Here is a 7577-nt window from a genome sequence, read left to right as displayed (position 1 = left end):
GGCGACCTCGTGGCCCTGGCGCTGGTAGAGGCCGATCCAGGCCAGCGCGTGGGCGGCGATGGTCAGCCTGCTGTTGGCGCTCATGGGCTCCTCCTCTCCTCTTAGCCGCAACGAGTTATGTTACGACAGTGAAGTCGTAACAACTATAGTTGCAACAAGTTGTCGTAACTATTAGCGTTGCGACTGTCGGGGGCAGTCAATCAACGAGGTGAGAAGAATGAGTAAGTCACTCACGGGCAAGGTTGCCGTGGTTACCGGGGGTAGTGGCGGCATCGGATTCGCGACCGCACGCGCATTCCGCGACGAGGGCGCCAGGGTTTTCATCACCGGTCGCCGCAAGGACGCGCTCGACGCCGCGGCCGCCGAACTCGGACCCGCCGTAACTGGCGTGGTCTGTGATGTTTCGGTGCCCTCGGACCTCGACGCGTTCTACAGCACCGTGCGCGACCAGGCCGGCCACATCGACGTGCTGGTCGCCAACGCCGGCATCGGCACCGCAGCTCCGTTCGGCGAGGTGACCGAGGAACTGATCGACTCGCTGTTCGCCACCAACGTCAAGGGAACGATCTTCACCCTGCAACTAGCGCTGCCGCTGCTCAGTACAAACGCTTCGGTGATCCTGACGGGATCGACCGCCGGGACACGGCCTGACCCGGGACTCGAGGTCTACGGAGCGACGAAGGCCGCGGTCCGCAATCTGGCCCGCGGTTGGGCCCACAGCTCGCGCGCGCATGGCTTTCGGGTCAACGTCGTATCCCCGGGTGGTACACGCACCCCTGGCCTGCTTGAGCTGGTCCCGCCCGAGGTTCTCGAGCAAGCAGAAGGTGAAGTCCCTCTTGGCAGGCTCGCCGAACCCGAGGAGATCGCCGCCGTGACGACGTTCCTTGCCTCGGACGCGTCGAGTTTCGTCAATGGTGCCGAGTTCTTCGCCGACGGTGGTTACGCGCAGGTGTGAGTGCTCTCTTCATGGAAGGGCCGGACTCCGAGACCCTCTAGGCCCTGGTCGGCTCGTTGTCCCTGCAACGCATGGGTCACCTCGAAGAGCTTCCAGCGGCGACCGCTGAGGCTGGCGTCATCCCGCTGCGCGCGAAGGGTGCGAAGCAATGGGAGTGGGTGGCTGCGCCGAAGGACGGCTTCCGTGTGCTGCGGCACACCTAGGCTTCGGCCATGTCGGAGGTGGGGGAGTCCGTGGTGACGCTGGCGCGATGGCTCGGACACTCGTCCCCTGGTGTCACGCTTCGTTACTATGCTCACTTGATGCCGAAGGCGGGGAGTAAGGGGCATGCCGCCATCGATGGGCTGCTGGGGAGTTTGGGGCACGAGGATGCCGGACGGAACTCCCCAGATTCTCCCCAGGGCTGATCTGGGGGCCTCTGTCGGGGGCGCGCCAAACTTGAGCCTGTCATGGAATGTAAGGCAATCGAACCATGGAGCCTTCGAAAGTGTTGACACAGGTCGCCGCGACCCGCTACGTCACCCCATTGCGGGAAGGCGGGTCGCTTCCCGGTCTCGTCGAGGGTGACGATCTCGTCCCGTACGCCATGAAGTTCACCGGCGCGGGGCAGGGGCGAAAGACGCTCGTCGCCGAGGTGATCTGCGGCCAGTTGGCGCGCGCGCTCGGCTTTCGTGTACCGGGGCTCGTCACGCTCGACCTGGACCCGGTGATCGGCCTCGGCGAGCCCGACCAGGAGGTGCAGGAGCTGCTCAAGCGGAGCGGCGGCACCAACCTCGGCATGCGGTTCCTGCCGCGGGCGCTCGGCTTCGACCCCCTCGCGTACGTCGTCGATTCGGTGGAGGCGGGCCGGATCGTCTGGTTCGACGCGCTGATCAACAACGTCGACCGGTCCTGGCGCAACCCCAACATGCTGGTCCAGGGCGGCGAGCTGTGGCTCATCGACCATGGCGCGAGCATGATCTGGCACCACAACTGGCGCGGCGCGGCGGCCTGGGCGGCCAAGCGGTACGACGCCACCGACCACGCCCTCGCCCCGTTCGGACCCGATGTCGCCGCGGCCGCCGCCGAACTCGCCCCGCGCGTCACGGAGGAACTGCTCGCGCGGGCCGCCGCCGACGTGCCCGACGTGTGGCTCGCCGACGAGCCGGGGTTCGACGACCCCGACGCGGTGCGGCGGGCGTACGTCGAGCTGCTGGCGGAGCGTGCCGCCACCGTCCACGAGCGCATCGACCTGCCGCGCGGCGCAGCCCGGACCGCGCCAACGACCGGCTGGGTGACCGAAGGAGCGGACCAGTGAGCGAGCGCGACGTCTTCGAGTACGCCCTGCTGCGCATCGTGCCCAGCATCGAACGCGGGGAGCAGATCAACGCCGGTGTCGTCGTGTACTGCCGCGCCAAGTCCTTCGTCACGGCCCTCACCCACCTCGACGAGAAGCGGCTGCTCGCGCTCGACCCCGAGGCGGACGTGACCGGCGTGCGCGCCGTCCTTGCCGCCGTGGAGCGGCACTGCCGCGGGGGAGACGGCGCGGGGCAGGCGGCCGAGGACGACGCCGGGCGGCGCTACCGCTGGCTCGTCGCGCCGCGCTCGACCGTGGTGCAGCCCGGCCCCGTGCACACCGGACTGACCGCGGACCCGGCCGCCGAGGCGGAGCGCCTGCTCGACCTGCTGGTGCGCTGAACGCGCGGGGTCAGGGCTCGCTAGTGATCAGCGGCACCTGGTGGGCACGTTGACACCGGGTGTCAGGGCTTCTAGCGTCACACGCACAGGGTACTAAGCGGTTGCTCACCCGCACCGGGCGGAGCGGCCGCACCTCTAGGGCGAGGAGACCGAAGAGCATGTCCACCACTGAGCAGCGCGTAGCGATCGTCACGGGAGCCGCGCGCGGCATCGGCGCCGCCACCGCGATCCGTCTGGCCGAAGAGGGCCGCGCCGTAGCCGTGATCGACCTCGACGAGGCCGCCTGCAAGGACACCGTCGAGAAGATCACCGCCGCCGGTGGCAAGGCCCTTGCCGTCGGCTGCGACGTCTCCGACGAGGCGCAGACCGAGGCCGCCGTCGCGCGCATCGCCGAGGAGCTCGGCGCCCCCACGATCCTCGTGAACAACGCGGGCGTGCTGCGCGACAACCTGCTGTTCAAGATGAGCGCCAATGACTGGGACACGGTCATGAACGTGCACCTGCGCGGTGCGTTCCTGATGTCCAAGGCCGTCCAGAAGCACATGGTGGACGCCAAGTTCGGCCGCATCGTGAACCTGTCGTCGTCCTCGGCGCTCGGCAACCGCGGCCAGGTCAACTACTCGGCCGCCAAGGCCGGCCTGCAGGGCTTCACGAAGACCCTCGCCAAGGAGCTCGGCAAGTTCGGCGTCACCGCCAACTCCGTGGCGCCCGGCTTCATCGTCACCGACATGACGGCGGCCACCGCCGAGCGCGTCGGCATGGGCTTCGAGGACTTCCAGGCCGCGGCCGCCACCCAGATCCCGGTGCAGCGCGTGGGCCGTCCGGAGGACATCGCCAACGCCATCGCCTTCTTCACCGGTGAGGCGGCCGGCTTCGTCTCGGGCCAGGTCATGTACGTGGCCGGCGGCCCGCTCAACTGAGGCCGGGGGACACGGACATGACCACTTCTGAACTCCCGGAGCCCTCCGGCAGGGTCGCGCTCGTCACGGGCGCGAGCCGCGGCATCGGCTACGGCATCGCCGAGGCCCTGATCGCGCGCGGCGACCGCGTCTGCGTCACCGGACGCGGCGAGGACGCCCTCAAGGAGGCCGTCGAGCAGCTCGGTTCCGACCGCGCCATCTACGTAGCGGGCAAGGCGCACGACGAGGCGCACCAGGCCGCCGCCGTCGAGCGCACCATGGAGGCGTTCGGCCGCGTCGACTTCCTCGTCAACAACGCCGGTACGAACCCGGTGTTCGGCCCGATCGCCGAGCTCGACCTGAACGTGGCGCGCAAGGTCTTCGAGACCAACGTCGTCTCCGCGCTCGGCTTCGCGCAGCAGACGTGGAAGGCGTGGCAGAAGGAGAACGGCGGCGCGATCGTCAACATCGCGTCCGTGGCGGGCGTCTCCGCCTCGCCGTTCATCGGCGCGTACGGCATCAGCAAGGCCGCCATGGTCAACCTGACGCTCCAGCTGGCGCACGAGTTCGCGCCGGTGGTGCGGGTCAACTCGATCGCCCCGGCGGTGGTGAAGACCAAGTTCGCGTCCGCCCTGTACGAGGGCCGGGAGGCCGAGGTCGCGGCCACGTACCCGATGGGCCGGCTCGGTGTGCCGGCGGACATCGGGGGCGCCGCCGCGTTCCTCACCTCCGAGCAGTCCGGCTGGATCACCGGACAGAACCTCGTGGTGGACGGCGGCAAGTTCCTCAACGCCGGCGTCGAATAGGCCCCGGGGCCGGCCCGCCCCTGGGTGAGATTCCGGGCGTTGCGCGACAACGTTCCACAAAGGGCCCCGCTCGTGAAGTGCCCCGTCGTTTCAAGCAGTTGAACCGGCGGGGCGCTGCGATATTGTCTGCCGACCTGGCACGGCTGATCGAGGAGCGAGCGCGTGTTCAACCGTTTCCCTGCCCCTCGTGTGTGGGCGGCATTCGCGTCGATGACCCTGCTCACCGGATGCGGGCTGATGAATTCGGGCGAGGATTCCGACGAGCGGCCCATCGTCGTGGGCACCACCAGTGTGCCGAGCACGCTGGACCCCGCGATGTCCTGGGACGGCTCGTGGGAACTGTTCCGCAACGTCTACCAGACGCTGGTGTCGTTGCCTTCGGGCGCCGCCGAACCGCAGGCGGACGCGGCCGAGTGCCGATTCGAGGACTCCGCCAACCGCGTCTACCACTGCGAGCTGCGCGAGGACATGAAGTTCTCCAACGGGGAGGCGCTCGACGCGAAAGCCGTGAAGTACTCCATCGACCGGGTCCGCAGGGTCGGTGGGGGCGGCGGGCCCGCGGGGCTGCTGGGCAGCCTCGACCGCGTGGAGACGCAGGGTGATCGTGGCGTAACGTTCCGGCTCACCAAGCCGGACGCCACCTTCCCGTTCGTGCTCTCCACTCCCGCCATGTCGATCGTCGACCCCTCCTCGTATCCCGCGAAGTCCGGGCGCACGGACGGCAAGGTGATGGGTTCGGGGCCGTACACGCTCACGTCGTACGCCGACGGCCGCAAGGCCGAACTCGTGCGCAACGACAACTACCAGGGCTTCGCGGACCGCAAGAACGACGCGGTGACGATCCGCTACTTCAAGACGTCGTCCGCGATGGTCGGCGCCCTGAAGACGAAGAAGATCGACGCGACCTTCCGTGGTCTCGCGGCCGACGACATCGTGGACCTCCAGGACAAGCAGGGCGCGGGCGACCTGCAGCTCGTCGAGGGCGCGGGCATGGAGATCAGCTATCTCGTGTTCAACCCCAAGGACCCGTGGGCGGGCAAGAGCGCGGTGCGCCGGGCGGTCGCCCAGATCGTCGACCGCGGGGCGATCGCGGAGAAGGTGTACGCGAACACCGTGGAACCGCTGTACTCGATGGTTCCCAGGGGCCTCGCGGGCCACACCACGGACTACTTCGACGAGTTCAACGACCCGAGCTCCGCGAAAGCGGCCGGGATCCTTACGAAGGCGGGCATCAACGCTCCTGTCCCGCTCACGCTCTGGTACGCCTCCGACCGCTACGGCTCCGCGACCGCGCCCGAATTCGCCGAGATCAAGCGGCAGTTGGAGGCGTCGAAGCTCTTCAAGGTCACGCTCAAGAGTCGTCCCTGGAAGTCGTTCGAACAGGGATACAAGAAGGGCGAGTATCCGGTGTTCGGGCGCGGCTGGTTCCCCGACTTCCCCGACGCGGACAACTTCATCGCACCCTTCGTGGGCGAGAAGAACGCCCTGAGCACGCCGTACGTCTCGCCCGAGATCACCGACAAGCTGCTTCCGCAGTCCCGCAAGCAGCGCGACCGGGGCGTCGTGGTGCGGCAGTTCGAGCAGGCCCAGCACATCATGGTGCGGGACGCGCGGCTGCTGCCGCTGTGGCAGGGCAAGCAGTTCATCGCCGCGAGCGAGGAGATCTCGGGCGGCGAGCGGGCCCTCGACCCGTCGACGATCATGATGATGTGGGAGCTGCACCGCAAGACGAGCTGGTGACCCCCGTCCGTGCTGGGGCGGGCGCGGATTGTCAGTGGGCGCCGGTAGGTTTCTGGGTGTTGAAGCACAGGCCCGTACCCCGGAGGTTGTTGACGTGACCGACACCGCGATGCTGCCCGAATCCTGGCGCGGCGTCCTCGGCGGCGAACTGCAGAAGCCCTACTTCAAGGAGCTCACCGAGTTCGTCGAGGAGGAGCGCGCGAGAGGTCCCGTCTACCCGCCGCGCGAGCAGGTCTTCGCCGCGCTCGACGCGACGCCCTACGACAAGGTGAAGGTGCTCGTCCTCGGCCAGGACCCGTACCACGGCGAGGGGCAGGGGCACGGACTGTGCTTCTCGGTGCGGCCCGGCGTGAAGACGCCGCCCTCGCTGCGCAACATCTACAAGGAGATGCAGGCCGAGCTCGGCACCCCGATCCCCGACAACGGGTATCTGATGCCGTGGGCCGAGCAGGGCGTGCTGCTGCTCAACGCGGTGCTCACGGTGCGGGCCGGTGAGGCCAACTCGCACAAGGGCAAGGGCTGGGAGAAGTTCACGGACGCGGTGATCCACGCCGTCGTCCAGCGGGCGGACCCGGCGGTGTTCGTGCTGTGGGGGAACTACGCGCAGAAGAAGCTGCCGCTCATCGACACCGGGCGGCACGCGGTGGTGAAGGGCGCGCACCCCTCGCCGCTGTCGGCGCGGAAGTTCTTCGGCTCGCAGCCGTTCACGCAGATCAACGAGGCGATCGCCGCGCAGGGCCACCCGCCGATCGACTGGACCGTTCCGGACCTGGGCTGAGCCCGGGCGGGCCCGGCCCGGCCCGGCTCGCGGGGGACGCGCTTGAGCTGGATTGTCAGTGCCGCCGGTTAGCGTCGTCGGATCGGACATCGTGGTCGGGCGCGCGCGGGGCGTGCCGGGCGGCCGGGCTTGGAGGAGACAGTGGCACAGCAGCGTGAACAGGCGTCGGACGACGCCATGATGAGCCGCATCGGGCAGGCGGTCATGCTGCATCACGGCGGTGACCGCGAGGAGGCGCAGGAGCGCTTCCTCGGCCTGTGGGCGGAGATCGGGGAGGCCGGCGACCCGCTGCACCGCTGCACGCTCGCGCACTACATGGCCGACACGCAGGACGAGCCGTCGGACGAGCTGGCCTGGGACCTGCGGGCGTTGTCCGCCGCGGATTCGCTCACGCAGGAGCGGCTCGCGGAGCACGAGTCGTCGCTGGCCTTGCAGGCGTTCTATCCGTCGCTGCATCTCAACTTGGCGGCGGACTATGTGAAGTTGGATCGGCCCGGGGCGGCTCGCAGTCACCTGGCGCGGGCGCGTGCGGTGGCGGGGGCGTTGGGGGATGACGGGTATGGGGATGGGGTGCGGGCGGCGCTTGCGCGGTTGGAGGAGCGGGTGGGGTTGATGGGGGCGGGTGTGGTGGAGCCGGGGGAGGGGGGCGGTGGGGAGCCGTTGGGGCCGCAGCGGAGTGGGGCGTAGGCGGGAGGTTCGCACACGTCGCGGGGCTCTGCCCC

Annotated in this window: 8 protein-coding genes and 1 pseudogene; 8 read left to right on the top strand and 1 reads right to left on the bottom strand. The window is 68.9% G+C overall.

Translation table 11 applies throughout. The features are described from left to right. Nucleotides 1–84: pseudogene (locus ACWD2L_RS37415) on the bottom strand (Rrf2 family transcriptional regulator); the annotation flags it as partial. 133 nt (nucleotides 85–217) lie between these two features. Between ACWD2L_RS37415 and ACWD2L_RS37410 the strand changes: the two are divergent. The 8 genes from ACWD2L_RS37410 to ACWD2L_RS37375 all read left to right on the top strand — a co-directional run bounded on the left by ACWD2L_RS37410 (nucleotide 218) and on the right by ACWD2L_RS37375 (nucleotide 7542). After that, nucleotides 218–955: an SDR family NAD(P)-dependent oxidoreductase gene (locus ACWD2L_RS37410; protein WP_351342827.1), complete on the top strand. Its 738-nt coding sequence runs from the start codon at nucleotides 218–220 to the stop codon at nucleotides 953–955. 487 nt (nucleotides 956–1442) lie between these two features. Beyond that, nucleotides 1443–2252 carry a HipA family kinase gene (locus ACWD2L_RS37405; protein WP_351342823.1) on the top strand — a complete coding sequence of 270 codons (810 nt, stop codon included), beginning with the start codon at nucleotides 1443–1445 and terminating at the stop codon, nucleotides 2250–2252. Beyond that, the gene (locus ACWD2L_RS37400) at nucleotides 2249–2632 is read left to right on the top strand and encodes a DUF3037 domain-containing protein (RefSeq protein WP_351342821.1); all 384 of its coding nucleotides are present in this window, start codon (nucleotides 2249–2251) and stop codon (nucleotides 2630–2632) included. Before ACWD2L_RS37405 ends, ACWD2L_RS37400 begins: the two co-directional genes overlap by 4 nt. Nucleotides 2633–2790: 158 nt before the next feature. Further along, nucleotides 2791–3552, top strand: a complete 762-nt coding sequence (gene fabG / locus ACWD2L_RS37395) for a 3-oxoacyl-ACP reductase FabG (protein WP_351342819.1) — start codon at nucleotides 2791–2793, stop codon at nucleotides 3550–3552. Nucleotides 3553–3569: 17 nt separating this feature from the next. Then, nucleotides 3570–4337, top strand: a complete 768-nt coding sequence (locus ACWD2L_RS37390; RefSeq protein WP_351342817.1) for an SDR family oxidoreductase — start codon at nucleotides 3570–3572, stop codon at nucleotides 4335–4337. 162 nt (nucleotides 4338–4499) lie between these two features. Continuing rightward, nucleotides 4500–6077: an ABC transporter substrate-binding protein gene (locus ACWD2L_RS37385; RefSeq protein ID WP_451193324.1), complete on the top strand. Its 1578-nt coding sequence runs from the start codon at nucleotides 4500–4502 to the stop codon at nucleotides 6075–6077. A 94-nt stretch (nucleotides 6078–6171) separates the two neighbouring features. Then, the gene (gene ung, locus ACWD2L_RS37380; RefSeq protein ID WP_351342815.1) at nucleotides 6172–6855 is read left to right on the top strand and encodes a uracil-DNA glycosylase; all 684 of its coding nucleotides are present in this window, start codon (nucleotides 6172–6174) and stop codon (nucleotides 6853–6855) included. 141 nt (nucleotides 6856–6996) lie between these two features. Then, complete coding sequence (locus ACWD2L_RS37375; RefSeq protein ID WP_351342813.1) at nucleotides 6997–7542, top strand: hypothetical protein; 546 nt, start codon at nucleotides 6997–6999, stop codon at nucleotides 7540–7542. The last annotated feature ends 35 nt before the right edge of the window (nucleotides 7543–7577 follow it).

Source organism: Streptomyces sp. NPDC002754 (assembly GCF_053592315.1).
This window is presented reverse-complemented; position numbering and strand designations above follow the sequence as displayed.

What these genes read in the sequence shown, in the direction of transcription:
- ACWD2L_RS37410 (WP_351342827.1), top strand. Translation starts at nt 218, where the DNA reads ATGAGTAAGTCACTCACGGGCAAGGTTGCCGTGGTTACCGGGGGTAGT.
- fabG (WP_351342819.1), top strand. Translation starts at nt 2,791, where the DNA reads ATGTCCACCACTGAGCAGCGCGTAGCGATCGTCACGGGAGCCGCGCGC.
- ACWD2L_RS37390 (WP_351342817.1), top strand. Translation starts at nt 3,570, where the DNA reads ATGACCACTTCTGAACTCCCGGAGCCCTCCGGCAGGGTCGCGCTCGTC.